Below are 25256 nucleotides of genomic sequence, written 5' to 3' on the forward strand. Positions count from 1 at the left end.
GGTCAAGCCCGCTCCCACAGGGATCGCCGCCAACCTTGTGGGAGCGGGCTTGACCCGCGATTGGGCCTTACAGGCTACGCCGGGTTTGGAAATTATAATTTACGGGCCTTGCAGCCACCTTTCAGGGGCTTTCACCAAATAACGAATAATCCTCAGCAAAATTCATTAGTCATTCTCTATCGGTTTGACTTGTGCAATGCGCTAAGCTAATTTGTTGTGCATTATGTTGAACACTCAAGCGTTGCCGCTCCTCACCTCCCGCCTGGTTTCCCGTGAACGTCACTGGACCGGCGACCTCTAGCGCCACCCTCCCAAACCCCGGCTTTTTTGCTGACGCCGCCGTCAGCCCCTCGCGTTTTTCTAATGCCCATGGGAGGGCACCATGCGTTCCTGGATCTATCTGTTCATCGCCATCGTGGCCGAAGTGATCGGTACCACGTCGATGAAATTCGCCGCCGATCATTCGCCGATTCTCGGTCACGCCCTCATGTACGCCATGATCGGCCTGTCCTACGGCTTCCTCGCGCTCGCCGTGAAGCGCGTGCCGCTGGGTGTGGCCTACGCCCTGTGGGAAGGCATCGGCATCGTGCTGATCACCGTGGTCAGCGTCACCTGGCTGGGTGAAAGCATCGGCCTGCTCAAGGCCCTGGGCCTGGGCGTGATGATCGCGGGTATCCTGCTGATCAAGTCCGGTACCCGCAGCGCCCGCCGTGAAACCACCGGGGAGGCCCTGCCATGCTGAGCCTGCAAGTGATCCCCTTTGCCTGGCTGGCACTGGCCATCGTGCTCGAAGTGCTCGCCAACCTGCTGCTCAAGTACTCCGACGGCCTGCGCAAGCGCTGGGTCGCGGCGGCGTCGATCGTCTGCGTGCTGGCTGCCTTCACGGCGCTGGCCCAGGCGGTCAAGGACATCCCCCTGTCGATGGCCTACGCCATCTGGGGCGGCTTCGGCATTCTTGCCACCGTGGCCATGGGCTGGGCCCTGTTCGGCCAGCGCCTGGCCGGCCGCGGCTGGCTTGGCCTGCTGCTTCTGCTGGGCGGCATGGGCCTGCTGAAACTGGCCTGATCGCAGCCCTTAGAGCCATTCGCGAAAATGCTTATGCACAAGCTGCATGCCAACTCGGCGCGTAGTGCATCGCCAGTGGCCAGCCCGTTCGTCTTTGCGCAAATGGCTGTTTTTGCTCAGGTTTAGAAGGTGAACAAAAAATGACCAGCTGTCGCCAGCCCTTGTCGGGCGGCTTTTTCAGCGATTCATCAAAATGTTGCGCACAGACTTATCCACAGGTTTGCACGTCAACCGCGCTCTGCCAAAAGCATCAGATTCCGAGGCGTGAGAGGGTAGGGGCAGAAGCTGCCAAGGCGCACCTCGAAGCCCTGTTCGCCCAGGTACAGTGCGCGATCCAACACCAGCCATAGCTCCAGCGGGCGGCGGAACAGGTTGCGCACCTGTTCAAGGTTGCGCACCCGGGCCAGTCGCGCCCAGCCAGCCTGTTCCAGTGCCGCCCAGTCGGGCGCACCCGTCACCTGCAGCCCCTTGAGTTCGGCCAGGTCCTGGCAGTACTGGGCGAAGGGCTTGTGCAGCCAGTGGCTGGGCAGCGAAGGGGTGGGCAGGTAGCTGTCGCAGCCGCGAACCTCGCGCTGCAGCAGGTCGAAGCCCAGCCGCCGCGCCATCGACGCGTCACGCTGGCGGCGCACGCGGTTGCCGGCGGTGACGGTTTCGCTCAGCGGCAGGCCCAGGTCGTCGACCGACAGGCTCAACGTCGAAGCTTGAGCGGCTGTGGATAACGCTTGGTAGTGCGCTGCGCTGATACGGTTGTAGCAGCACGGCGCAATCGCCAGCTGACGGCAGCCGCCAGCGCTGGCCAGTTGCATCAGGCGCACGTGCAGGTCGCCGCAGGCATGCAGCGCAACGGCGGTGTGCTGGCTGCCCAGCTGGGTGGCAGCATCGGCGGCCATCACGTCCTGCAGGCGATGCTCCGCAGGCAGGTGATGGTGCTGGCTGAGCTGTTCGCCGGCCAACACCAGCGCGGGGTCGTATTCCAGGCATGTCAGTTGCTGCGCCGGGCCCAGCAGGCGCCGGCCCAGGTGCCCCTTGCCCGCACACCAGTCCAGCCAGTGCGTGGGCTGGCGGGCAAAATCAAGGCGCCCGGCAAAGGCCTCGATCTGCTGCCATTTGCGCCCTGGCACGTCCACGTTCAGGCGCGGGTTGGCAGGGGCCAGCTCGATTGTGGATAACTCGCCCACCGCCGACAGCGCCTGGCACTGGGCGGCCAGCTGTGGATACGGTGCGGGGGCGTTTTCAGGCGGGGTATCGGCCTCGCTCAGCGGCCGCTGGCGCAGCCAGTGGCTCAGGGCGGGGTGCTCGCGCTCCCACGGCAGGTGCAGCTGGGTAAACGGCCGCGGCCGCCACAGGCCCTGGTGCTCCAGCAAAAAGCTGTCCAGGGCCTGGAAGCGGCTATGCAGTGGCTCGCCCTGCAGTACCTCAGCGGCCCTGGCAGGCATCGACCCGCAACCAGCGCTCGAGCACCTTGAAGCCCTGCACCAGCAGGAACGAGATCAGCAGGTAGAACAGGCCGGCGGCAAAGAAGATCTCCACCGGCAGGTAGGTGCGCGCGATGATCGTGCGTGCCATGCCGGTCAGTTCCAGCAGGGTCACGGTACTGGCCAGGGCGCTGGCCTTGAGCATCAGGATCACTTCGTTGCTGTAGGCCGGCAGGCCGATGCGCGCCGCGCGCGGCAGCATGATGTAGAACAGCGCCTTGGCCCGGGACATGCCCAGCGCCCGCGCCGCCTCGATCTCCCCGCGCGGGATGGCCTGCAGCGCGCCCCGCAGGATCTCGGCGATGTAGGCGGCGGTGTGCAGGGTCATGGTCAGCACGGTGCACCAGAACGGATCGCGCAGGTACGGCCACAGGGCGCTGTTGCGCACGATCTCGAACTGCGCCATGCCGTAGTACACCAGAAACAGCTGCACCAGCAGCGGCGTGCCGCGGAAGAAGAAGATGTAGCCATACGGCAGCGCGCGCACATACCAGTGGCGCGAGGAGCGGGCGATGCCCAGCGGGATGGCCAGGATCAGCCCGGCGATGACCGCAATGGCCACCAGCTCCAGGGTCAGGGTTGCGCCCTGGGCCAGGCGTGGCAGCCACTTGATGATCACTTCCCAGTTCATTGGTTGGCCCTCGCGAAGCCGCGTGCGGCGCGTTTTTCCAGGAAGTGCATGCCGATCATCGCAAGGATGGTCAGGCCCAGGTAGATGATTGCCGCCACCATGTAGAAGGTGAACGGCTGCTTGGTGACGGTCACGGCCACCTGCGAGTGGCGCATGATCTCTTCAAGGCCGATCACCGATACCAGCGCGGTGTCCTTCATCAGGATCATGAACAGGTTGCCCAGGCCGGGCAGGGCGATGCGCCACATCTGCGGCAGGATCAGCCGCGAGAAGATCCGCGCTTTGGACAGGCCCAGGGCCAGGCCCGCTTCGCGGTGGCCTTTGGGGATGGCCAGGATCGCGCCACGGAACACTTCGGTGGCATAGGCACCGAAGCACAGGCCCAGAGCGATCACGCCGGCAGCAAAGGCGCTCAGCTCAAGGCCGGGAATATTCAGGAGGTCGCCCAGCTTGCTCATCAGGCTGACGGTGCCGAAGTAGATCAGCAACACCCACAGCAGCTCGGGCACGCCGCGCACCAGGGTCGAGTAGAAACCGCCAAGCCACTGCAGCGGCTTGTACGGCGAGGTCTTGGCCAGGGCGCCGAGCAACCCCAGCACCAGCCCCAGGCACAGGGCCGACAGCGCCAGTTGCACGGTCATCAGGGTGCCAGCCGCCAGGGCCGGACCGAATCCGTAGAGATCAATATTCATGGGCAGGCTTGTTCAGGGACGGGCACCGCCGCAGGGGCGGTGCCGGTCGGGCGAATCAATAGATGCTGAAAGGGAAGTACTTGTCGTTGATCTTCTTGTAGGTGCCGTCGGCAACGATTTCCTTGAGGGCGGCGTTCAGCCTGTCGCGCAGCTGGGTGTCACCCTTGCGCACGGCAATGCCGACCTTGTCGCTCTCGTTGACCGGGTCGCCCTTGAACTCGTAGTTCTTGCCGGCATCGGACTTGAGCCAGTCGTAGTTGGCGTACTTGTCGGCCAGGATGGCGTCCAGGCGGCCGGAGGTCAGGTCCAGGTAGGCGTTTTCCTGGCCGTCGTACAGGTTGACCTTGAAGTCGCCGTCCATGCCGCCGTTGTCGTCCAGCCAGGTTGCGGCCTGGGTGGCGCGCTGGGTGCCGATGGTCTTGCCCTTGAGCGAGGCGCGGTCGGTCTTGAAGTCGACGTTTTTCGGGGCGATGAACTGCTGCTTGTTGGAGTAGTACGGGTCGGTGAAGTCAACGGCCTGCTTGCGCTCGTCGGTGATCGACAGCGACGAGATCAGGAAGTCGAATTTCTTGGCGTTCAGGGCCGGGATGATGCCGTCCCAGTCGGAGGTGACCACTTCGCATTCGACCTTCATCTTGGCGCACAGGGCGTCGCCGATGTCCTTGTCGAAGCCTACGACCTGGCCGCTGGCATCCTTGTTGTTGAAGGGCGGGTAGGCCGCTTCGATGCCCATTTTCAGCTTTTCGGCGGCCATGGCGTTGGCCGAGAACACCAGGGTGGCGGCAGCGGCCAGGAGGAATTTCTTGTAGTTCTGCATGCGTGTTGCTCCGTTAGCGGTTGCTGGACATGAATTGTTTACAACGCGCCGAGTTCGGGTTTTCGAAAACCTGCTGCGGCGATCCTTGCTCTTCCACCAGGCCCTGGTGCAGGAAGATGACTTCACTGGACACCTGCCGGGCGAAGCTCATTTCATGGGTAACCAGTAGCATGGTACGGCCTTCTTCGGCCAGCGCGCGGATCACGTTGAGCACTTCCTGGACCATTTCCGGGTCCAGCGCCGAGGTGGGCTCGTCGAACAGAATGACCTTGGGCTTCATCGCCAGGGTGCGCGCAATGGCGGCACGCTGCTGCTGGCCGCCGGAGAGTTCGGCCGGGTAGCTGTGACGCTTGTTGTGGATGCCGACCTTGTCCAGCAGCGCCTCGGCGTGCTCGATGGCCTCGGCCTTGCTCTGGCCGAGCACGCGGCGCGGCGCCTCGATGATGTTGTCGAGCACGCTCATGTGCGGCCACAGGTTGAAGTTCTGGAACACGAAGCCGATCTCGCTGCGCAGGCGGTTGATCTGCCTGTTGTCGGCGGCGATCAGTTCGCCGTTCTTGCCGGCCTTGAGCCTGAGCTCTTCACCGGCGACCAGGATCTGGCCTTCGTGGGGGTTTTCCAGCAGGTTGATGCAGCGCAGCAAGGTGGACTTGCCGGAACCGGACGATCCCAGGATCGAAATCACGTCGCCGTCGCGGGCGGTCAGCGAAATGCCCTTGAGAATCTCCTGCGCGCCGTAGCGCTTGTGCAGGTTGCGGATTTCCAGCGCGGGCGTGGCCTGGGCCATGTGCGGTCCTCTTGAGTTCTGGTGCGTGCCTGCTGTTGTCGGCCTTCCTGGCGAGGCGCAACGCTAGCATAGCGCTCGAACGACAGCCAACAACGGCGGGCGGGGCGAAGGGCCTGTGGGCAGGTGGGTGTCGCATCGATGCAGCGGACTGTCGCGCGGATGACCGCGCGCCCCATTTCCACGGGCCGTAGCCGTGATGAAAAAAGGCGCGATGGTGCCAGTTTTGGCCGATGCTGGAAAGCCGTTTTTGACCGGTTGCACAGCATCCGGGGGTTTTGCCGGCCCTGGGCTGCGGCGCAGCCCGGGTCGTTGCTCAACCGAATTTCTTCTGCTTGGAGACGATCTCCGAGGCCTGCACATAGGCGTCCTGGAACTCGTCGCTCTCCAGCCACTGCATCGCTTGGGCCTCTTCGGTGCCGTCCAGCCAGTGGCGGTAGGCGCAGAACACCTTGCAGATGTAGTCGGTGGAGTGTTCTTCCTTGTGCCCCTTGAGCACCAGGGCCAGCAGCGGGTCGACCAGGAACACGGCAATCATCGAGGCCAGGCCGGTGTCCTGGGCCTGTTTCATCTTTTCGAACAGCGCGGTGTAGCTGCCCGATTCCATGGCCTTGGTGAACACCTGCTCGACGCTGGCGCTGGCGCTCTCGCCGCTGCTCTTGACCGCCTGGCCGCTGCGTACCATGCGGTTCTCGCGGGCCTTGCTGGCGGCGCGCTTGGCGCGTTTTTGCTGTTTGCTGCTGGAAGCCATTGCGGGTAATCCTTGAAAGAAGTGATGCGTGGCGCTATTGAACCCCACTCCACGAGGAAACCCAAGCCGTCGACACCGGCCGCTGTGGCCAGCGGGCCAACCGATGCGCACGAAAAAGCCCCTGGGTCTCGCGACCCAGGGGCTTGGCAGTTACCGCCTCAACCTGCCAGTCAGAACGCCCAGCGCACTTTCAGCGATGCCGACTGGTTGAGGAAGTCCTCACGGTATTCGGCATCGTAGTTGGCGCTCAGCTCGGTGCTGTCGGTGACGCGGTAGCTGACGCCCACACCGCCACGACCCAGCCACGGGCTAGGGTCCAGGCCCTGGGTACGGAACGACAGGCCTGGCTCGCCAGCGTAGGCACTGGTGAGCGAGGCACGTTCGCCGATGGTGTCATAGCCCACGCCCAGCTTGAGGCTGGTGGACAGCCGCTCGCTGAACAGGTGCACCAGTTCGGCGTCGGCACCCAGTACCAGGCTTTCGCTGTCACGGCGATCGACATCCAGGTTGAGCGCGCCGGCACCGGTTTCGCGGTAGCCCTCGTCCCCGACCCAGGTATAGTCCGCGCGCACGCTCGGCGTCAGCTCGGTGGCTTGGCCCAGGCGTAGCGTGTGGCCCAGGCCCACGCCTGCATGCACGACCTGGCTGTCGTACCTGGACTTGGCCTCGGTGCCCATGAACAGGATCTTGCGCTTGCCCTCGGTGCGGCCCTGGCCATAATCGAGCTGGTAGGTCAGCTGGGTCGCGTCGTCCAGGTCGTAGCTGCCGTAACCGATCAGCTGGTACATATCCATGTCGGCGCTGTTGGGGGCTGCCTTGGAGTCACCGTTGATGTCGCTTTTGGCGTAGGCGAAGGCCAGGCCCACACGGCTCTGAGGGTTGATGGCCGCGTCGGCGCCGAAGACGATGCCCTGGCTGTTGACCTCGAAGCCCGAGACGCCATTGCGCTCGTTCTGATCGCCCCACGAACCGAAGGTCTTGACCCACAGTTCGCGATCGCCTAGCACCTCGTCACCCGAAGACAAGCCGCGGCCCTGGCTGACCCGCGCCTGTACCACATCGTGGATCGCGGTGAGCGAAGCATTGGCGGCCGCTTGCGAACTGCCGACCAGCAGCGGCAGGGTCTGGCTGACCGCGTCGGAGACCTGCTGGTTGGTGCTCAGCTTGCCCAGCGAGGTGATGACCTGCTGCATGCCGGCGTTATCGGTGCCCTGGCCGATGATGGTGTCCAGTACCTGAGCCGCGCCGCGTGCCGGCTTGTTGCCGCTGATGGACGGCTGGTTGTCTTCAGGTGTCGGGGTAGGCTTGGTCGGCGGCTTCGGCTTGGTTCCGCCATCGATGATGTCGACGATGGTCGTGGCCTTTACTACCTGGAAGTCGACGTGGCCGCCAACTCCGTTAGTGGCGACACTCTTGAAGTCGAACAGCGCACTGTTGTCGGTGACTTTCGCGAAGTTGCCGCTCAGCGCTGCGCTGGTGTACACCACGTTGTCCAGGCTCTGGCCGATGGCCAGGCGATTGGCCTGGGCCACGTCCACGGCAGCGTTGCCGGCCAGGGTGACGTTGCCCGAGGCGGACAGCCGGCTGTAGCCGCCCTCGCTGTCATTGGACTCGGCGGCAATGCGGTACACGCCATTTCTGCTCTGGCTGAAGCTGCCGTCCACATAGACATAGGGGCGGGGGCTGGCGGCGTGGCCCAGCTGCAGCGTGCCGTCGTTTACCAGTGCGCCATTGATGCGAGTGTTGCCCAGTTGCAATGTGCCGCCCTGCTGCACGTTGACGCTACCCGTCAGGGTGGTGCCGTTCGCGGTGCGCAGGGTGCCCTGCTTGACGTTCCAGCGAGAGAGGGTGGTGCCGGTGCTGTCGCCGCTCAGTGTCCAGGTGCTGGCATCGCGCTTGTCGAACGTGCCGAAACCGATGTACCGGGTGTTCAGCTCGCTTAGGTTGAAGGCGCTGTCTGCCGACCCGCCTAGGGCGAACGTGTCGGCGCTGCCGGCAAAGGTCAAGCCCTGGATGTTGGAGCCGTTTTCCAATACCAGGGTGTTGCTGCCCCCGCTGAGCATGATGGCCGTGCCGGAAATCGAGCTGTTGCTGATGGTGCCGGCGTTGTAGATGGTGGAGCCGCCGCTGCTCTGGATGGCAGGCCCACTGCCCATGAACATGCCACCCGGAGCGCTCGCGCCGCTGCTGATGGTGGCGCCGGTGTTGTTGCGGACCTCGAAGTTGGAGCCCGAGATGCCGCTACCGCCTTGCGAGCCGATCGGCATCATCGGGCTGCTGGTGCCACCGGCACCGCCAAGGACAATGCCGTTGTTGACCACGACAAAGCCATCGCCGCTCACCGCAGTTGCGCCACTGCCACCGATGCCGCCCATGCCTGGCATGGCCCCCATGCCGGCACTACCGCCCGCGCCGCCGACCACACTGCCGTCGTTGATCAGGGTGAAATGGTTGCCCGCCACGGCCTCGCCACCGTTGCCGCCGCTACTGTTCGCGCTGGGGAGCGGATTGATGTTGTCGCCACCTGCCCCGCCGTTGCCGCCAGCGATGGCGCTCTGGTTGCTCAGCCACAGGCCTGATGCAACAACGCCAGTGCCGCCTTTGCCACCGTTGCCTGGAGTGCTGTTCGGCAGAGCGCTGGAATTGCCGCCACGGCCACCGGCGCCGCCGCTGATGCTGGCGTTGTTGATGAAACGGCCGGCACCGCTCAAGCCCGCGCCACCTGCACCACCGGCGCTGCCGATACCTGCTTCGCTGTTGCCGCCCTGGCCGCCACCGCCGCCCACCAGTGTGGCGCTGCTGCTGTAGTCATAGCCGCTGCCTGTGGCGGCGGCAGTGCCGCTGCCGCCCGGGTCGCCGCTGGCGCCTGGTGCCGACATGCCGCTATCGCCCTGGCACACGCCACTGAGGGTGCCGGTGCCGACCAGTGTGCAGCTGCCCGATGCAGCCATTGCCAGCGGGCTGCTCCCCAGCAGTGCCAGCAGTACCGCGTGTGCCAGAGGGCGCAGCCGTGCGCCCGTACCAATCGTGCCACTCCCCTTGCCGGCCGACCGTGCGGTCTCCGGCGCTACCTGAAAAACGCCCAGGTGGCGGTTCAAGATCAGCTTGTAGCTCTTGTTCATGGTGGTGCTTGCTCGATTGTAGTTTTAGGGTGTTGGCAGGGGCCTTTTCGGCCAAAAAGCATGCGATGCTAGCAGAGTGGCATCACGCTTTTAACATCCCCAAACAATTAGTTTTAGCGCTGTAGAATTGGCGTCAAAGCGCCGTCATCAGGACAATTCCGTGCACTATCTGATCATCCAAAACGCGTTGTCGGCGCCCTTGTTCACACAGGTTCGCGCAGCGCTCGGCAAGGGTTCTTTCAGCGATGGCCGGGCCACCGCCAACGGCCTCGCACAGGCGGCCAAGCGCAACCTGCAACTGGCGCCGGAGGGCCATGCTGAGCTGCTCGACTGCATCGCCCAGGCGCTGCTGGAGCAGCCGCTGCTGCAGGCTTTCGCGATGCCCTGGCATGTGGGGCGGCCGATGATCAATCGCTACGCGGTGGGCATGGCCTACGGCATGCATGCCGATGCTGCGCATATCGGCGACTTGCGAACCGATATCTCCTACACCCTGTTTCTGGATGATCCGGCCAGCTACGCGGGTGGTGAACTGGTCATCGACAGCGAGGGGCAGCAGTTCAGCTTCAAGTTGCCGGCCGGCAGCCTGCTGCTGTACCCGAGCGGGGCGCTGCATGAGGTGAGGGAGGTCACGGCAGGGGTGAGGCATGCCGCAGTGGGCTGGATCCAGAGCCGTATCCGCGATGCCGGGCAACGCGAGATCATCGCCAAGCTCAAGGCAGTGCCGCCTGCGCTGGGGCAGGGCGGGCAGCATCAGGCACTGGCCGTGCAGACCAACGAGTGCATCCAGCGGCTGGTTCGCATGTGGTGCGACTGAGCGCCTGGCGGGTCAGGGCAGCCGCCCGCACAGCGCATTGCCTTCATAGCCGTGCATGATCGGCGCCAGGAACATGAACGGGCCGCAGGCATTGAGGTAGGGGTTCTTGTCGACGCTGTGGGTGGTGTACATCAGCACGCGCTCGTCGCCGAACCTGTCGTGGCCGAACGCGGCTTCGGTGTAGGTCGAGCACACCGGCAGCTTCAGCGGCACGGGCAGCACCACCAGCCACAGGCTGATGCCGCACCATTCCCGGGTGGCTTCGGAACGTTCGGTGCGGGTGATGTGCGGGGTGATATCACGGCCGAGCAGCTGGCGGTAGGTGTCGGTCTTTTCGACGCGGGTCTGGGGCGAGGCGGACTTGAAACCGACGCAACCGTTCAGGCACACCAGCGCAAGCGCCGTCATCACAAGCCTTTTCATCCATGAACCCTGGTAGGCGCCGGCCTGGCCGGCGAAGGTGTCGACCTGGCGAGCACCAAATCGCAGGCAATAAAAAGCCCCAAGGAATCACTTCGCTTGGGGCTTTTCGGTATTAGTGGTGCCCAGAGACGGAATCGAACCGCCGACACGGGGATTTTCAATCCCCTGCTCTACCGACTGAGCTATCTGGGCAACGGGGCGCATTAAAAGCGTTTTTCGGATTTGCGTCAACGACTTTTTGAAAATTTATTAAATTAATTCCGTCGCTTACGAATTTCCGGGGTTATTCGGCAGGCGGCACGTAGCCTTCGGCCTTCTCGTATTCTTCGCCGGAGAAGAACTTGTCCATCTCGCCCTGGAGGTACTTGCGGTCCTCGGCGTTCATCATGTTCAGGCGCTTCTCGTTGATCAGCATGGTCTGTTCCTTCTGCCAGTCGGCCCAGGCCTTCTGCGAGATATGCTCGAAAATGTCCTGGCCCTTGGCGCCGGGATACGGCGGGCGCTCCAGGCCAGGCAGCTCTTCTTTGTACTTGCGGCACATTACGGTGCGGGTCATGACGACTCTCCTGCATTCAATACGTGGGCCGCGCGTTTGAGCAGTTTCTTGACCGGGGCAGCAAGGCCCAGGCGCGGCGGGGTGGCGAGGTTATACCAGAGCCAGTCGGCCTCGGCCACGTGGTCACCCTGGGGGGCCACCGGCACCAGCCAGGGTTGGATCGCCAGCTGGAAGTGGCTGAAGGTGTGGGTCAGGCTGTCCAGCGCCACGGGCTCGCCCAGGTTCACCCCGTGCTGCTCGGCCAGGTGTTGCAGGTCGTCGAGGCTGTCCAGCTCCGGCAGGCTCCACAAACCGCCCCACAGGCCGCTGGACGGGCGCCGGTACAGCAGGATGGCGCCCTCGTTGTTGGCCAGCAGCGGCATCAGTGTGCTGCGCTGGGGCAGGGTCTTGCGCGGCTTGGGGATCGGGTAGCGGATCTCCTGGCCGAGCATGTGCGCCTCGCAGCCGCGCTCCAGCGGGCACAGCAGGCAACTGGGCTTGCTGCGCGTGCACAGGGTGGCGCCCAGGTCCATCATCGCCTGGGTGTAGTGGTTGACCCGGCTGTGGGGGGTAAAACGCTCGGCGTTGGCCCACAGCGCCTTGGCCACCTTGGGCTCGCCCGGGTAGCCTTCCTGCGCGGTGTAGCGGGCCAGCACGCGCTTGACGTTGCCGTCCAGGATCGGCGCACGCAGGCCCATGCTGATGCTGGCGATTGCCCCGGCAGTGGACAGGCCGATGCCGGGCAGCTCGGTGAGCTTCTCGACATCGCGCGGGAATTGGCCGGCGTACTGCTCCACCACGATCTTCGCGGTCTTCTGCAGGTTGCGCGCGCGGGTGTAGTAGCCCAGCCCGGTCCACAGGTGCAGCACCTCGTCCTCCGGCGCCGCGGCCAGGGCCTCGACGCTGGGCAGGGCTTGCATGAAGCGCCCGAAGTAGTTGAGCACGGTGCTCACCTGGGTCTGTTGCAGCATGATCTCCGACACCCACACCCGGTACGGGGTGATGCCCTGTTGCCAGGGCAGGTCGTGGCGGCCGTTACGGTCGTACCATTCCAGCACGGCGCTGGAAAACTGCTCGGGATTCATCGTTTGAACAGGCCCTTGAGTGCGTCTTTGAGTTCGGGGCTGACCTTGTCACCCAGCTTTTCGTTGAGCTTTTCCTGCAGCTTGTTGCCCAGCGCCTTGCCGGCCAGCTTGCCCAGGCCGTCCTTGTCCACGCGGCAGGCCTTGGCACCCAGCTCCAGCGGGCCACGGCAGCGCAGTGGGAATTCCAGCCCCACGTAGCGCTCGTTGACCTGGCAGGCCGGGTCGGGCATGTCGCGCTTGTCGCCCTCGACGATCACGCCCACGCGGTAGTCCATGCCCAGCACGCGCAGGTCGAGGTCGCCGTGGCCGTTGACGGTCAGGCCCGGGATGCGCACCTTCAGGTCCGGGTTGCTGGCCACGCCGTTGCGCAGCACCAGGCTGCCCTTGAGTTCCTGGAACGGGGTGTCCTTGCCGCGTGGTTCGCCGCTCAGGGCCTTGCGGTTGAGGGTGGCGATGCCCTGGCACAGCTGCTGCTCGAGGTTGGCATTGACCAGCACACCGTTGTTGATGACGAAGCTGGCGTTGCCATTGAGGGTGTCGATCAGCGCCTTCTGGCTGTTGCCGCTGCCGGTCAGGTTGCTGCTCAGGGTCAGCAGGCCCTTGACCGGCGGGGTGTCGGTCTGGCTCTTGATGAAGTGCTCCACCGGTACGCGGTTGACCTGGGTACTCAGGCCGATCTGCGGTACCGCAGGGCGCACGTCGAGGGTGCCCTTGGTAGCGAAGTCGCCGTTGTAGAGGCCGCCCTGCAGGGTGTCCAGGGTGATCAGGCCGCCCTGGCCACGGGCCTTGAGCACGGCGTTCTGGATAGGCAGCTGTTCAAGGGTGAGCACGCCGAAGCTCAGGTCTGCCTGCAGGTCGAGTACGCGCAGGCGGTCCACCGGCAGCAGCTTGTCGGTGCTCCAGGCGGTCTTGGTGGGTGCGTCCGGCAGCGGTGTGGTGCCGGCTCCGGCCAGCGCGCCGGCTTCGTTCTGCTGCACCTCGGCCTGGCGCGCGGCCTTGGCGCCGGTGGCGGCCTCGCTCTTGGCCGGCAGGTAGCGGTCGGCATTGAACGTGTCGGCTTTTAGCTGCACGCGCAGGGCCTGCTTGGCGAAGTCATCCACCGCCAGGCGGCCGGTGAAGGTGCTGTCGTCGAGCTTCACTGCCAGGTCTTCCAGGGCCAGGCGGGTGGGGCTGCCTTCCAGGCGGCTGACCAGCTCGAACTTGCCCAGGGTGGCGGCATCGGCCATCGGTGGCACTGCCACGCCGACGCTGTCGAGGAACGTGCGCAGGTCGAGCTGGGCGATGGACAGGCCGCCGGTGAGCTTGGGCGTGCTGTTCAGGTCACGCACGTTCAGCTCGCCCAGGGCGCGCAGCTGGTTGGCCGACAGCTTCAGGCCGTTCCATTCGGCAACGTTCGCGGCCATGTCCACCAGCAACTGGCCCTGGGCGGCGAAGGTCATGGTCTTGCCCTGCAGCGGCTCGCCGGAGGCTTCGCCGCTGAGCTTCATGTCTTCGAACTGGTAGCGCTTGAGCGCACGGTCGAAGCGCAGTTCGCCCTTGAGCTCGGTGCGGGCGCGCAGGGCCGGCTGGCCAGCGCTGAAGAAGGCGGTCATGGTCAGCGGAATGTTGACCCCTTCGTGAACCGCGCCGGTGCTCAGCTGGATGCTCTCGGCGCTGAAACTCTGGCCGCTTTGCGCATCGCTGTACTGCACCTTGGCGTTGTTCACGGTGAGGCTGTCGATGTCCAGCTTGACCGGGCGCTCGGCGGCGGCCGGCTTGGCCGGGGTCTCGCCTGGGGCGGGTGTGCCGGCGCTGCCTTCGGCCGGTGCAGCCGGGGTGGCGGCCGGCAGCGGCTTGCCGATGTCTTCCCAGTTGCCGTGGCCGTGCTCGTCGCGGGCCAGGGTCAGGTTAAGGCCCTCGACGCGCACGTCGCTCATCTGCACTTCACGGCGCAGCAGCGGCAGTACACGCACCGACAGGCCGAGCATCTGCAGGTCGGCGAATGGCACCTTGGGATTGTTGAGCGTGGCGATGCTCGCCTCGTGCAGTTCCAGCCCCAGCCACGGGAACAGGCTCCAGCCGATGTCGCCGTTGAGCGTCAGCTCGACGTGGGCCTTGTCGCGTGCCAGCTGGCGGATCTCGTCTTTGTAGTCGTTGGGATCGAAGAGGTGGGTCAGGGCAAAGCCCAGCGCCACAATGATCAGCAACAACCCGAGTATCACCAGCCCCAGGATTTTGCCGAACGCTTTCATGGGCGAGTCCTTGTAGTCCGATTGTAAAATTCAGCCGCAGAGTATAGCCCCGTGCAGGGCGCGCGGGCGCGGCGCGACCCGGGTTTGGACAGCAACCGGCGGGGCAGTTCCTGACACGGGGGTATCAGTTTTCGCAAAAACCACAGTATCAGCCTAATTTCAGCGAGTGCGGCGAATGGTACTCTCTCGCGCCTCCACGGTCCCGTTGCGGCCGATTGTCGCGTCAAAGGGCCGGTTGCCAGATAAACGACGTGCTGCCCCAGGCAGCCAAAGTCGCAGGCAGCAGGCCTGGTCGGTGGAGCATCCATATCACGAGGGGAACAACAATGAGCAGCACTACGGTGGGCGGCATCGCCAGTACGCCCGGCTTCCTGTCCAAGGAACGCATTGTCGCCAGGGCCGGTTTCAACCGCTGGCTGGTGCCACCGGCGGCCCTGGCCATTCACCTGTGCATCGGCATGGCCTATGGCTTTTCGGTGTTCTGGCTGCCGCTGTCGCAGGCCATCGGTATCAGTGCGCCGGTGGCGTGTGCGCCGGAGATGAGCTTCGTGGCGCGCCTGTTCACCGCCGAGTGCGACTGGCCAATCTCGATGCTGAGCTGGATCTACACGCTGTTCTTCGTGTTCCTCGGTTGTTCGGCGGCCATCTGGGGCGGCTGGCTGGAGCATGCCGGGCCGCGCAAGGCCGGGGTGGTCTCGACCCTGTGCTGGTGCGGTGGCCTGCTGATGTCGGCGCTGGGGGTGTACACCCACCAGCTGTGGCTGATGTGGCTGGGCAGTGGCGTGATCGGCGGTATCGGCCTGGGGCTGGGCTACATTTCGCCGGTATCGACGCTGATCAAGTGGTTCCCGGACAAGCGCGGCATGGCCACCGGCATGGCGATCATGGGCTTTGGCGGCGGCGCCATGGTCGGCGCGCCACTGGCGGCGGCGCTGATGAGCCACTTCGCCGGCCCTGACGGGGTGGGCGTGTGGCAGAGCTTCGTGGTGATGGCGCTGATCTACTTCGTGTTCATGCTCGGCGGCGCCCTGGCCTACCGCGTGCCGCCCACCGGCTGGAAGCCCGAAGGCTGGAGCGCGCCGCAGAAAAAGGCCGGCAACGCGATGATCACCCACCGCCACGTGCACGTCAGCGTGGCGTGGAAGACGCCGCAGTTCGCGCTGATCTGGCTGGTGCTGTGCCTTAACGTGTCGGCCGGCATCGGCATTCTGGGCATGGCCTCGCCGCTGCTGCAGGAAGTGTTCGCCGGCAAGCTACTGGGCAACGACCTGAGCTTCAGCCAGCTGGATGCCACGCAACTGGCGCAGATTGCCGCCATTGCCGCCGGCTTCACCGGATTGCTTAGCCTGTTCAACATCGGCGGGCGTTTCTTCTGGGCCTCGTTCTCCGACTACATCGGGCGCAAGAACACCTATTTCGCCTTCTTCGCCCTGGGCGTGGCGCTGTATGCGCTGATCCCGAACATGGGCCACCTGGGCAACATCGCGCTGTTCGTGGCGGCGTTCTGCATCATCCTGTCGATGTACGGTGGCGGCTTCGCCACGGTGCCGGCGTACCTGGCCGATCTGTTCGGCACGCAGATGGTGGGCGCCATTCACGGTCGCCTGCTGACCGCCTGGGCGGCAGCCGGGGTGCTGGGCCCGGTGCTGATCACCTACCTGCGCGAATATCAGCTGGAGATGGGCGTGGAGCGGGCGGCGGCGTATGACATGACCCTGTACATCCTGGCCGGGCTGCTGGCGCTGGGCTTTTTGTGCAACGCGCTGGTGCGGCCGGTGGCCGACAAGTACTTCATGACCGATGCGCAACTGGCGGCCGAACAGGCGCTGGGGCACGACAAGGGCGCCAATGGCAGCACCGTGCTGGAGTGGAAGGCCGCGCCGGGCAGCCGGCCGCTGGTGATTGCCGCGTGGTTGGTGGTGGGCATTCCGCTGGCGTGGGGGGTGTGGGTGACCCTGCAGAAGACAGCGGTGCTGTTCCATTAAAGGCAGCGCGGGTCAAGCCCGCTCCTACAAGGATCTCTGCTGACCGTGTGGGAGCGGGCTTGACCCGCGATGAGGCCGGTACTGCTGACGCAAATTCCCCGCCAACTGTCTTCTTCGTTCCAAGCCACGCGTATCTAGGCCTATAATGGACACCTTTTTCGCCCAATGATTTTGCGGAGCTGGTGATGGTCGAACGTACGGCTAGCGTCGAGCGCAATACTCTGGAAACCCAGATCAAGGCCTCGATTAACCTGGATGGCAGCGGCAAGGCCCGATTCGATATCGGTGTGCCTTTCCTCGAACACATGCTCGACCAGATCGCCCGACATGGGCTGATCGATCTGGACATCGAGTGCAAGGGCGACCTGCACATCGACGATCACCATACCGTCGAAGACGTCGGTATCACCCTGGGCCAGGCATTCAACCAGGCCATCGGCGACAAGAAGGGCATCCGCCGCTACGGCCATGCCTACGTGCCGCTGGACGAGGCGCTGTCGCGCGTGGTCATCGACTTCTCCGGCCGCCCGGGCCTGGAGATGCACGTGCCCTTCACCCGCGCCACCGTGGGCGGTTTCGACGTCGACCTGTTCCAGGAATTCTTCCAGGGCTTCGTCAACCACGCCAACGTCTCGCTGCACATCGACAACCTGCGCGGGCACAACACCCACCACCAGATCGAGACCGTGTTCAAGGCCTTCGGCCGCGCACTGCGCATGGCCATCGAGCTGGACGAACGCATGGCCGGCCAGATGCCGTCGACCAAGGGCTGCCTGTAATGCAGACGGTAGCCGTTATCGACTACGGCATGGGCAACCTGCACTCGGTGGCCAAGGCCCTGGAGCACGTGGGCGCCGGCAAGGTGCTGATCACCAGCGATGCTGCGGTGATCCGCGAGGCCGACCGCGTGGTGTTCCCGGGTGTGGGCGCGATCCGCGACTGCATGGCCGAGATTCGCCGCCTGGGCTTCGACAGCCTGGTGCGTGAAGTCAGCCAGGACCGCCCCTTCCTCGGCATCTGCGTGGGCATGCAGGCCCTGCTCGACCACAGCGAAGAGAACGACGGCGTCGATTGCATCGGCCTGTTCCCGGGCAATGTGCGCTTTTTCGGCAAGGGCCTGCACGAGGACGGCGAGCACCTTAAGGTGCCGCACATGGGCTGGAACGAAGTATCCCAGGCCATCGACCACCCGCTGTGGCACGACATCCCCGACCGTGCGCGCTTCTACTTCGTGCACAGCTACTACATCACCGCCGCCAACGCGGCGCAGGTGGCGGGCAGTGGTCACTATGGCGTCGACTTTGCCGCCGCGCTGGCCGACGGCTCGCGCTTTGCCGTGCAGTTCCACCCGGAGAAGAGCCATACCCATGGCCTGCAGCTGCTGCAGAACTTCGCCGGCTGGGATGGTCGCCGGTAATGGGCAAGTCCCGCGCCAAGCGGCCGATCCTCACCCTCGCGCCTGAAGAAGAGCGCGAGGCGCTGGCCAAGCTCAAGCGTTTTCTCGAAGACCGCTTCGAGCTTGAGCTGGGTTCGTTCGAGGTGGCTGAAGTGCTGGAGCTGTTCAGCCAGGAGATTGCACCGCATTACTACAACAGGGCGATTTTCGATGTGCAGGCGCACCTCAAAGAGAGGTTCGAAAGCATTGAAAGCGACTTGTGGTCGCTCGAGAAGAACTGACTTCCCGAGCTCACTGTTTACCGAATAGACAGGTTCCCCAGATGCTGATTATTCCCGCTATCGATCTCAAGGACGGTGCTTGCGTACGTTTGCGCCAAGGCCGCATGGAAGATTCCACGGTATTTTCCGATGACCCGGTGAGCATGGCCGCCAAATGGGTCGACGGTGGCTGCCGCCGCCTGCACCTGGTCGACCTGAACGGTGCCTTCGAAGGCCAGCCGGTCAACGGCGAGGTGGTGACTGCCATTGCCAAGCGCTACCCGAACCTGCCGATCCAGATCGGCGGCGGCATCCGCTCGCTGGAAACCATCGAGCACTACGTCAAGGCCGGCGTCAGCTACGTGATCATCGGCACCAAGGCGGTCAAGCAACCCGAGTTCGTGGCCGAAGCCTGCCGTGCGTTCCCCGGCAAGGTGATCGTGGGCCTGGACGCCAAGGACGGCTTCGTGGCCACCGACGGCTGGGCCGAGGTCAGCTCGGTGCAGGTCATCGACCTGGCCAAGCGTTTCGAGGCCGATGGCGTCTCGGCGATCGTCTACACCGACATCGCCAAGGACGGCATGATGCAAGGCTGCAACGTGCCGTTCACCGCCGCTTTGGCTGCCGCCACCAAGATCCCGGTGATCGCCTCCGGTGGCATCCACAACCTGGGTGACATCAAGGCCCTGCTCGACGCCAGGGCACCGGGGATCATCGGCGCCATCACCGGCCGTGCGATCTACGAAGGCACGCTGGATGTGGCCGAGGCGCAAGCCTTCTGCGACAGCTACAAAGGCTGAGGAGAACGGCATGGCGCTGGCCAAACGCATCATCCCTTGCCTGGACGTCGACAACGGTCGAGTGGTCAAGGGCGTCAAGTTCGAGAACATCCGTGATGCCGGCGACCCGGTGGAAATCGCCCGTCGCTACGATGAGCAGGGTGCCGACGAGATCACCTTCCTCGACATCACTGCCAGCGTCGATGGCCGCGACACCACGTTGCATACCGTCGAGCGCATGGCCAGCCAGGTGTTCATTCCGCTGACCGTGGGCGGCGGCGTGCGCACTGTGCAGGATATCCGCAACCTGCTCAACGCCGGTGCCGACAAGGTCTCGATCAACACCGCAGCGGTGTTCAACCCCGAGTTCGTGGGCGAGGCCGCGCAGCATTTCGGCTCGCAGTGCATCGTGGTTGCCATCGATGCCAAGAAGGTCTCCGGCCCGGGCGAAACCCCGCGCTGGGAGATCTTCACCCACGGCGGGCGCAAGCCTACCGGGCTGGATGCGGTGGAGTGGGCGAAGAAGATGGAAGGCCTGGGCGCGGGCGAGATCCTGCTCACCAGCATGGACCAGGACGGCATGAAGAGCGGCTTCGACCTGGGCGTGACCCGCGCCATCAGCGACGCGCTGGGCATTCCGGTGATCGCCTCCGGTGGTGTGGGCAACCTGCAGCACCTGGCCGACGGTATCCTGGAAGGGCATGCCAGCGCAGTGCTGGCGGCCAGCATCTTCCACTTCGGCGAGTACACAGTGCCTGAAGCCAAGGCCTACATGGCGCAGCGCGGCATCTGCGTGCGCTGAGCGGCCGCATTCGCCGGCAAGGCCGGCTCCTACACTGCAGCGAACCTGTAGGAGCCGGCCTTGCCGGCGAAGCATTTGCTGTTAAGGTAATGCAGGCACATCGCCAGGGAATCGGGTCCATCCTATGTTCACACGCTTGCTCGTCGTGCTCGTCAGCCTCTTCTCCCTCGCTGCCACCGTCCGCGCCGCGGACCCGATGGTGCTGCTCACCGAAAACTTCCCGCCCTACAACATGGCCAGCGACGGCAAGAACTTCGCCCGCGAAGACAGGATCCAGGGCATCGCCGCCGACCTGGTTCGCGAGATGTTCAAGCGCGCCGCCATCCCCTACAGCATGACCCTGCGCTTCCCGTGGGAACGCGTGTACCAGCAGGCCCTGAACAGCCCCAACCACGGTGTGTTCGTGATGGCCCGCCAACCCGACCGCGAAAAGCTCTTCAAGTGGGTCGGGCCGCTGGGCCCCGACGACTGGATTCTGCTGGCCCGCCCCGACAGCCCCATCACCCTCGAACACCTCGGCGACGCGCGCGGCTACCGGATCGGTGCCTATAAAGGCGATGCCATCGCCCAGCACCTGAGCAGCAAGGGGCTCAAGCCGATCACCGTGCTGCGCGACCAGGACAACGCGCGCAAGCTGCTCGAAGGCCAGATCGACCTGTGGGCCACCGGTGACCTCGCCGGGCGCTACCTGGCCCGCCAGATCGGTATCACCCAGCTCAAGACCGTGCTGCGCTTCAACGGCGCCCAGCTGTACCTGGCACTCAACCGCCAGGTACCCGATGCGGTGGTGGAAAAGCTCCAGCACAGCCTGGACCAGTTGCGCGACGAAGGCTTCGTCGACGCCACCTTCGCCCGCTACCTGTAAGCGCCTAACTATGTAGTGCCGCGGCCATGCACCGGGCTGCTGTGATGGATCGTCGCTGTGAATTGCACAGCCCGATCACTCATGGAAGGTGTTAGATGCCACTGCATATCCTGCAAGACCTGCCCACGCCCGAACCCGACAATGCCCTCGCCGCCATGGTGGCCGAGCAGTTCGCCAGCCGCCCGACCCTGCGCAGCACCAGCGCCACGCTGCTGGAGCGCTTGCTGCGCGAGTACTTCCCCGGGCTGTCCGCCGATGTGGAGGCGCTGCGTTTGTACGTGCCCGACAGCAGCGCGCAGTTCTATCAGGTACGCCCGCTGGTGGACGCTGCACTGGACAACCTGTGCACCTGGGAACCGTTGCAGATGCATGCGGGTGGCTTGTCCGGTTTTCTGGGCCAGGCCGACGCGGTGAAACTCAAGCTGCAGGGCCATGCACTTGATGCGGACACCCTGCGCGAAATGATCAAGGTGTTTGCCGACGGCATCGTGGCCGAGTTCCAGCGGGCTCTGATGAACTACTGGCAGGCCAGGGGCAGTGAAGGCGTTCCGCGCCTGAGCTGGCTGGCCAGAACCCTGGCCCAGGCCCTGGTGCCACACGCCGGCGGCAAACAGGCCTGGGCCGGGATGCTGGGCCAGGTGCTGCAATGGCCACGCTGGTCGCTGCGCCAGGCCCAGGGCGAGCAGGCCGTGCGGGTGTACCTGGTGCAACTGCAGCTCGACGCCAGCCTGACCAGCACGCAGATGCTGCTCAGCGATCTGGTGTTGGTCCGCGGCGAGCAGGTGCTGCGCTGTACGCCCGCAGGTCAGGTCAGCGCCCACGCCTCGCTGAAGGCGTTCGGCGAGGCGTTGACCGACGAACTCGAAGGCGCCTATCGGCTGGTCGGGCTGCAGTGGCAGTTGCTGGAGGTCGAAGGCAATCCGTTCAGGGTCCAGGCCGAGGCGTTGCTCGATCAGCAACTGCGCGACGTGCAGGCGCTGCGCCTGGGCGGGCAGTCGGTGACTGAGCTCGAGGGGTTGTTTGCCACGGTGTCCGATGTGGCTGCGCGCCTGGCCGGCAACCGGGCATTCGTGCCGACGCCTGCCGACACTCAGGTGCTTGGCCAGCTGCCGGCATGGCTCAAGCAGGCTTCGGGGGCCGATTACCTGGACTACCGCATGCAATGGCTGAGCATGGCGCTGGCGCACCAGCACAATGCCGGCAAGGCCTATGACCACGGTATCCCGACCCTGCGTGACTATGCCGCCAAGGCGCTGGGCGAGCGCATGGCGGCAGATCAACCGGACGGTCCGACCTACGACCCCTACAAGCTGGTGCTGACCTTCCAGGTGCCCTATGGCCAGGGTGGCTTCGGCTTCGTCGAGACGGTCAGGCTGCTGCTGGTGGATGCCGCGCTGGAAAACCTGTCCGGCCTGCCCAAGGGCCCGATGAGCATTGCCCATGCCGATGGCGACGAGATCGCCGCATGGCTGAGCGCCGAGTATGTGATGACACTCATCACCGCCGTGGATGTCGGGGCCAACTACCTGGCAGTGATCGAACAGGCCATGCGCACCGATGCACGCCAGGCCGACGAGCGTCGGCAGCTGTTCGCCGACACGCTGCGCGCACAACTGCCATTGCTGGCGCTGGAATACCGGATCAGGGGCGAGCAAGGCTTCACCCGCCAGGGCCTGCGCTGCGTGGACTACGCCATGAGCACCGACCAGACCGACCGGGTCGAGGTGCGCCCGCTGACCTTCCTCAGTGGCGAAGGGGCCAGCCCTGACGAGGTCGACAACATGTTCGTGTTCGCCCTGCCCGGCAGGCCCGAGCGGGTGCTGTACCGACCGCTGTTCGAGCCCCTGCTGCGCGAATTTGCCAGCGAGGCTGCATTGTTCAAGGCCCTCGAGGAGCCCGAGCTGCAAGCCAGCGTGCTGAGCTGGATGGGACGGGACGCCCGGCGCATCTATGCCAATGGCGGCTTTGCCAACCCTCACCTGGGTATCACGGTGGATGAACCGGTGGCTGTGCCGGGGGCGAACGTGCCGCGTCTTGGCGGCGCTGCGCTGACCGGTGACCTGCTGGCGCATTTCTACACCAGTACGGTGGATGCGCTGATCACCCTGGGTGACCGGCAATCGGTATCCAACGCCGAAGATCGCTGGCTGCGCTTCAAGGAGGCGGGCTGGCTGCTGTTCAATATCGCGCTGCCTTACCTGCGTGGGCCGACAGCTGTCGCCGGATGGCTGGTGCAACTGGTCAGCAGCCTGGACAGCGACTTCAAGGCGCTGCGCGAGGGGGATGACACCACGCGCGCCCAGGCCGTGGTCGACCTGCTGTTCAACCTGAGCACGGTGTTCATGCACGGGGCCGGGGAGGTCGGCATGGCGCGCGCGACGCCGATCAAGGTGCAGCCCTCGATGCTGCAGCAAACGTTGCCGGTGCGCGGCGAGCTGCCGGTGACCGGCGTGCTGGTACCGGTGCAGCAACCCCTGGGCCCGCAACTGCGCAGTGCCGATGCGTTGCCGACAGCCATGGACTTCTCCTGGAGCGGCATGCGCAACGAAGCGACGCCCGAGCTGCGTGCGTTCCTGCGCCCGATGCAGGTCACGCCCGGCCAGGAGCCGACCGGCCTGATCGAGACGGGGGAGCGCCGCGGCCTGGCGCTGATCGACGGGTACGCGCATGTAAAACTCGATGACCGCTGGTACCGCGTGCTGGAGGTGGAGGGGCGCTTCTGCATCGTCGACCCCCTCGACAGCCGCCGCCGTGGCCCGTGGCTGCGGCGTAGCAGCGAAGGCAGCTGGCAACTGGACCTGCGCCTGGGGCTGCGCGGGGGCGGGCCGAAAAAGCGCATGAGCCTGCAGGAGAAGAAGGCGCAGAACAGGCTGCAGCTTCAGCAGCTCAACGCCACGCTGGAGTCGGCGCAGCAGGATTGCCTCAGGCGCATTGTGGCCATGACCCCCAAGGTCAACGAGCTCAACGCCTTGCTCGACCCGATGTTCAAGGCCCAGCGCGAGTACCAGCTCGATCGCACGGCGACCCGGCTGGTAGCGATGAAGCAGGCACGCACGCGTGCGCAAGTGGCCGAGCAGGCACTCAAGGTCGAGCAGGACGCCTTCATCGAGGTGGCCAAGGACCTGCTGCGCACCACCCTCGAAGCCCGCGAAACCCTGAAACTGGCGGATTTCTACGGCCATATCACTGCGGCCGACTACAGCAAGGCGCTGAACCTGAACTTCAGGATGAACTTCCAGGCGCGCCTGCAGTTGCAGGCCCAGTACCACAGCAAGCAGTTCAAGATCTCGTTGCACGATGCCTGGATCGAGAATGCGTTCCAGGTCACCCTGGGTGATACCGCACAGCCGTTTTCCGCGTTGCTGGAGGCCAACACGCAGAACGAGACGTTCCACCTGCTGGCCCTGGAGCAGGCCGAGGCCTGCAGCGCCCTGGTCGAGGAGGTTCGCCGCGAGCCGGCGGTCAAGGCCACGGCCGACGAGATCATCCGCTATGGCGAGGCCAAGCGTGAAGAGCTCAAGGTGTTCAGCGCCCAGCGCATCCGCACGGCCTACCTGGAAATCCTCGGCTACATGAGCCTGGACACGCGTATCGCGGACGCCACCCAGCGCCCGTTCTACAAGGACTTGCTGCTGGACCCGGACATCGTCGCCGGGGTGCTTTCGCATGAGCAGCTGGGCATCGATGCCCAGGAGTTCACGCCCCAGGAGCGCATCCAGGTGCTGCGCGAGGCCTCGCACTGCTACTCGCGGGCCAAGGCGGTTGCCCAGTATGTGGGCGACCTGTTCGCGCCGGTGCCCGGCAAGGACTATCTGGCGGCGTTCGTGCAGACACTCGACGAGCTCGATGCCAGCGCCAGGGCAGAACTGGACAGCCTGGTCACGGTGCCGGCCACCAGCACGACGCCCCGGCCGACGCGCAAGCGCAAGGTGATCGTCACGCGTACCCGCCGGGTGGTGGTGGGGCGGGTACGGGCGCCATCGCCCGGCGAGCCGGTGCCGATCGTGGATATCGAGGATGCCAACCACCGCATCGTGGCGTCCTACCGCGAGCACGGCGGCGATGACTGGAACCCGATCAAGACCGTACTGCCCGCCACGCCGGTCGGCCTCAAGCCGCGCAAGGCCCTGCGCAGCGAGGCGCGCCAGGTGCTCGATCAGGTCGCCCCGCTCAAGGCCAAGCAGCAGGGGTTGTCCGGCAGCGGGCATCAACCGGGGGATATCGTGTTCCCGCTGACCATCCTGGCCGATCGGCTGATCCGCGTGGCGGATGACTTCGAGCGCCACAGCGGCCTGCCCGATACCGAGCAGGCCACCGTTGCCCAGCTGCGCCAGGAGGCCCAGGGGCTCAGGGACGCAGCCGATGCCCTGCGCCTGAGCATGTGCAAGGCGCAGAAGCCCACCGCGCGCAACCTGCTGTATCTGTGGGAGCGCAAGCAACTGCACATCGAATTCAAGGCGCCGCGCAAGGCCCTGGCGGCCGGCGACTTCATCGACGAGTACGAAGTGCGTGTGGCGGGCGGCGACAAATGGTACGTGCACCTGCACTATCCTGCCCTGGACACGCCCACGGCAGCGTTCAGCAAGGGCCACATCAAACTGGAGGCGCAACGCACCAAAGGCTATGCCGACCTGCTCGAAGAGGCGAAAACCACCGGCAAGATGGGCGTGATCTGGCGCGCCGACCTCACCCCGGCCTTCATCAAGGGCTGGTTTCCGCTACGCCCCCTGGCGTAGGCGCC

General features: G+C 65.1%; 22 protein-coding genes and 1 tRNA gene. 11 read left to right on the top strand and 12 right to left on the bottom strand.

Annotated elements, in window-relative coordinates:
- Nucleotides 1-382 precede the first annotated feature (382 nt).
- Both QMX96_RS20275 and mdtI read left to right on the top strand, forming a co-directional pair.
- Nucleotides 383-742, top strand: coding sequence for a multidrug/spermidine efflux SMR transporter subunit MdtJ (locus tag QMX96_RS20275; protein WP_043862223.1), 360 nt, complete (start codon nt 383-385; stop codon nt 740-742).
- Nucleotides 736-1065: a multidrug/spermidine efflux SMR transporter subunit MdtI gene (gene mdtI / locus QMX96_RS20280; protein ID WP_043862222.1), complete on the top strand. Its 330-nt coding sequence runs from the start codon at nt 736-738 to the stop codon at nt 1063-1065. The genes QMX96_RS20275 and mdtI overlap by 7 nt, the downstream gene beginning before the upstream one ends.
- A 227-nt stretch (nt 1066-1292) precedes the next feature.
- Here mdtI and QMX96_RS20285 read toward each other — a convergent pair whose 3' ends face one another.
- The 7 genes from QMX96_RS20285 to QMX96_RS20315 form a co-directional block, all read right to left on the bottom strand.
- Nucleotides 1293-2501, bottom strand: coding sequence for a methyltransferase (locus tag QMX96_RS20285; protein ID WP_282362293.1), 1209 nt, complete (start codon nt 2499-2501; stop codon nt 1293-1295).
- Nucleotides 2482-3171, bottom strand: a complete 690-nt coding sequence (locus QMX96_RS20290; RefSeq protein ID WP_043862220.1) for an ABC transporter permease — start codon at nt 3169-3171, stop codon at nt 2482-2484. The genes QMX96_RS20285 and QMX96_RS20290 overlap by 20 nt, the downstream gene beginning before the upstream one ends.
- Nucleotides 3168-3863: an ABC transporter permease gene (locus QMX96_RS20295; RefSeq protein WP_043862219.1), complete on the bottom strand. Its 696-nt coding sequence runs from the start codon at nt 3861-3863 to the stop codon at nt 3168-3170. The genes QMX96_RS20290 and QMX96_RS20295 overlap by 4 nt, the downstream gene beginning before the upstream one ends.
- 55 nt (nt 3864-3918) lie before the next feature.
- Nucleotides 3919-4680 carry an ABC transporter substrate-binding protein gene (locus QMX96_RS20300; protein WP_043862218.1) on the bottom strand — a complete coding sequence of 254 codons (762 nt, stop codon included), beginning with the start codon at nt 4678-4680 and terminating at the stop codon, nt 3919-3921.
- Nucleotides 4681-4693: 13 nt separating this feature from the next.
- Nucleotides 4694-5467 carry an ABC transporter ATP-binding protein gene (locus QMX96_RS20305; RefSeq protein WP_088514664.1) on the bottom strand — a complete coding sequence of 258 codons (774 nt, stop codon included), beginning with the start codon at nt 5465-5467 and terminating at the stop codon, nt 4694-4696.
- Between the two features lie 313 nt (nt 5468-5780).
- The gene (locus tag QMX96_RS20310; protein WP_043862216.1) at nt 5781-6215 is read right to left on the bottom strand and encodes a hypothetical protein; all 435 of its coding nucleotides are present in this window, start codon (nt 6213-6215) and stop codon (nt 5781-5783) included.
- Nucleotides 6216-6385: 170 nt separating this feature from the next.
- Entirely contained in the window at nt 6386-9337 is a 2952-nt protein-coding gene (locus QMX96_RS20315) for an autotransporter domain-containing protein (protein ID WP_116052506.1), read from the bottom strand.
- A 160-nt stretch (nt 9338-9497) separates the two neighbouring features.
- Here QMX96_RS20315 and QMX96_RS20320 point away from each other — a divergent pair, with 160 nt between their 5' ends.
- Nucleotides 9498-10154, top strand: a complete 657-nt coding sequence (locus QMX96_RS20320) for a Fe2+-dependent dioxygenase (RefSeq protein ID WP_282362294.1) — start codon at nt 9498-9500, stop codon at nt 10152-10154.
- A gap of 12 nt (nt 10155-10166) precedes the next feature.
- Here QMX96_RS20320 and QMX96_RS20325 read toward each other — a convergent pair whose 3' ends face one another.
- The 5 genes from QMX96_RS20325 to QMX96_RS20345 all read right to left on the bottom strand — a co-directional run bounded on the left by QMX96_RS20325 (nt 10167) and on the right by QMX96_RS20345 (nt 14428).
- Nucleotides 10167-10577 carry a hypothetical protein gene (locus QMX96_RS20325; RefSeq protein WP_054915790.1) on the bottom strand — a complete coding sequence of 137 codons (411 nt, stop codon included), beginning with the start codon at nt 10575-10577 and terminating at the stop codon, nt 10167-10169.
- 116 nt (nt 10578-10693) lie between these two features.
- Nucleotides 10694-10769 (bottom strand) — tRNA-Phe (locus QMX96_RS20330).
- A gap of 91 nt (nt 10770-10860) precedes the next feature.
- Nucleotides 10861-11133 (bottom strand): oxidative damage protection protein, encoded by a 273-nt coding sequence (locus QMX96_RS20335; protein WP_043862214.1) that lies wholly within the window; start codon nt 11131-11133, stop codon nt 10861-10863.
- Nucleotides 11130-12197, bottom strand: a complete 1068-nt coding sequence (gene mutY / locus QMX96_RS20340; RefSeq protein ID WP_043862213.1) for an A/G-specific adenine glycosylase — start codon at nt 12195-12197, stop codon at nt 11130-11132. Before mutY ends, QMX96_RS20335 begins: the two co-directional genes overlap by 4 nt.
- On the bottom strand, nt 12194-14428 hold the full coding sequence (locus QMX96_RS20345) for an AsmA family protein (protein ID WP_282362295.1): 2235 nt from the start codon (nt 14426-14428) through the stop codon (nt 12194-12196). The genes mutY and QMX96_RS20345 overlap by 4 nt, the downstream gene beginning before the upstream one ends.
- 326 nt (nt 14429-14754) lie before the next feature.
- On the opposite strand from QMX96_RS20345, the gene QMX96_RS20350 reads away from it, so the two are divergent.
- The 8 genes from QMX96_RS20350 (at nt 14755) to QMX96_RS20385 (ending at nt 25251) form a co-directional block, all read left to right on the top strand.
- Nucleotides 14755-16413: an OFA family MFS transporter gene (locus QMX96_RS20350; protein ID WP_054915788.1), complete on the top strand. Its 1659-nt coding sequence runs from the start codon at nt 14755-14757 to the stop codon at nt 16411-16413.
- A gap of 185 nt (nt 16414-16598) precedes the next feature.
- Entirely contained in the window at nt 16599-17192 is a 594-nt protein-coding gene (gene hisB, locus QMX96_RS20355) for an imidazoleglycerol-phosphate dehydratase HisB (RefSeq protein ID WP_043862210.1), read from the top strand.
- The gene (hisH, locus tag QMX96_RS20360; protein ID WP_043862209.1) at nt 17192-17830 is read left to right on the top strand and encodes an imidazole glycerol phosphate synthase subunit HisH; all 639 of its coding nucleotides are present in this window, start codon (nt 17192-17194) and stop codon (nt 17828-17830) included. The genes hisB and hisH overlap by 1 nt, the downstream gene beginning before the upstream one ends.
- Nucleotides 17830-18090, top strand: coding sequence for a DUF2164 domain-containing protein (locus QMX96_RS20365; RefSeq protein ID WP_043862208.1), 261 nt, complete (start codon nt 17830-17832; stop codon nt 18088-18090). Before hisH ends, QMX96_RS20365 begins: the two co-directional genes overlap by 1 nt.
- Before the next feature lie 41 nt (nt 18091-18131).
- The gene (gene hisA / locus QMX96_RS20370; protein ID WP_043862207.1) at nt 18132-18869 is read left to right on the top strand and encodes a 1-(5-phosphoribosyl)-5-[(5-phosphoribosylamino)methylideneamino]imidazole-4-carboxamide isomerase; all 738 of its coding nucleotides are present in this window, start codon (nt 18132-18134) and stop codon (nt 18867-18869) included.
- Nucleotides 18870-18879: 10 nt separating this feature from the next.
- Nucleotides 18880-19650, top strand: a complete 771-nt coding sequence (gene hisF / locus QMX96_RS20375; RefSeq protein ID WP_043862206.1) for an imidazole glycerol phosphate synthase subunit HisF — start codon at nt 18880-18882, stop codon at nt 19648-19650.
- A 124-nt stretch (nt 19651-19774) separates the two neighbouring features.
- Nucleotides 19775-20515, top strand: coding sequence for an ABC transporter substrate-binding protein (locus tag QMX96_RS20380; RefSeq protein WP_282362296.1), 741 nt, complete (start codon nt 19775-19777; stop codon nt 20513-20515).
- Nucleotides 20516-20610: 95 nt separating this feature from the next.
- On the top strand, nt 20611-25251 hold the full coding sequence (locus tag QMX96_RS20385) for a hypothetical protein (RefSeq protein ID WP_282362297.1): 4641 nt from the start codon (nt 20611-20613) through the stop codon (nt 25249-25251).
- The last annotated feature ends 5 nt before the right edge of the window (nt 25252-25256 follow it).

Origin of the sequence: Pseudomonas sp. PS01300, from assembly GCF_029960155.1 — a bacterium.
GTDB classification, from domain to species: domain Bacteria; phylum Pseudomonadota; class Gammaproteobacteria; order Pseudomonadales; family Pseudomonadaceae; genus Aquipseudomonas; species Aquipseudomonas palmensis.

Coding starts and splice junctions, on each gene's coding strand:
- QMX96_RS20315 (WP_116052506.1), bottom strand. CDS start 9,337: ATGAACAAGAGCTACAAGCTGATCTTGAACCGCCACCTGGGCGTTTTT.
- QMX96_RS20325 (WP_054915790.1), bottom strand. CDS start 10,577: ATGAAAAGGCTTGTGATGACGGCGCTTGCGCTGGTGTGCCTGAACGGT.
- QMX96_RS20275 (WP_043862223.1), top strand. CDS start 383: ATGCGTTCCTGGATCTATCTGTTCATCGCCATCGTGGCCGAAGTGATC.
- QMX96_RS20295 (WP_043862219.1), bottom strand. CDS start 3,863: ATGAATATTGATCTCTACGGATTCGGTCCGGCCCTGGCGGCTGGCACC.
- QMX96_RS20335 (WP_043862214.1), bottom strand. CDS start 11,133: ATGACCCGCACCGTAATGTGCCGCAAGTACAAAGAAGAGCTGCCTGGC.
- QMX96_RS20350 (WP_054915788.1), top strand. CDS start 14,755: ATGAGCAGCACTACGGTGGGCGGCATCGCCAGTACGCCCGGCTTCCTG.
- QMX96_RS20285 (WP_282362293.1), bottom strand. CDS start 2,501: ATGCCTGCCAGGGCCGCTGAGGTACTGCAGGGCGAGCCACTGCATAGC.
- mdtI (WP_043862222.1), top strand. CDS start 736: ATGCTGAGCCTGCAAGTGATCCCCTTTGCCTGGCTGGCACTGGCCATC.
- hisF (WP_043862206.1), top strand. CDS start 18,880: ATGGCGCTGGCCAAACGCATCATCCCTTGCCTGGACGTCGACAACGGT.
- hisH (WP_043862209.1), top strand. CDS start 17,192: ATGCAGACGGTAGCCGTTATCGACTACGGCATGGGCAACCTGCACTCG.
- QMX96_RS20345 (WP_282362295.1), bottom strand. CDS start 14,428: ATGAAAGCGTTCGGCAAAATCCTGGGGCTGGTGATACTCGGGTTGTTG.
- hisA (WP_043862207.1), top strand. CDS start 18,132: ATGCTGATTATTCCCGCTATCGATCTCAAGGACGGTGCTTGCGTACGT.
- mutY (WP_043862213.1), bottom strand. CDS start 12,197: ATGAATCCCGAGCAGTTTTCCAGCGCCGTGCTGGAATGGTACGACCGT.
- QMX96_RS20300 (WP_043862218.1), bottom strand. CDS start 4,680: ATGCAGAACTACAAGAAATTCCTCCTGGCCGCTGCCGCCACCCTGGTG.
- QMX96_RS20365 (WP_043862208.1), top strand. CDS start 17,830: ATGGGCAAGTCCCGCGCCAAGCGGCCGATCCTCACCCTCGCGCCTGAA.
- QMX96_RS20380 (WP_282362296.1), top strand. CDS start 19,775: ATGTTCACACGCTTGCTCGTCGTGCTCGTCAGCCTCTTCTCCCTCGCT.
- QMX96_RS20385 (WP_282362297.1), top strand. CDS start 20,611: ATGCCACTGCATATCCTGCAAGACCTGCCCACGCCCGAACCCGACAAT.
- hisB (WP_043862210.1), top strand. CDS start 16,599: ATGGTCGAACGTACGGCTAGCGTCGAGCGCAATACTCTGGAAACCCAG.
- QMX96_RS20305 (WP_088514664.1), bottom strand. CDS start 5,467: ATGGCCCAGGCCACGCCCGCGCTGGAAATCCGCAACCTGCACAAGCGC.
- QMX96_RS20290 (WP_043862220.1), bottom strand. CDS start 3,171: ATGAACTGGGAAGTGATCATCAAGTGGCTGCCACGCCTGGCCCAGGGC.
- QMX96_RS20310 (WP_043862216.1), bottom strand. CDS start 6,215: ATGGCTTCCAGCAGCAAACAGCAAAAACGCGCCAAGCGCGCCGCCAGC.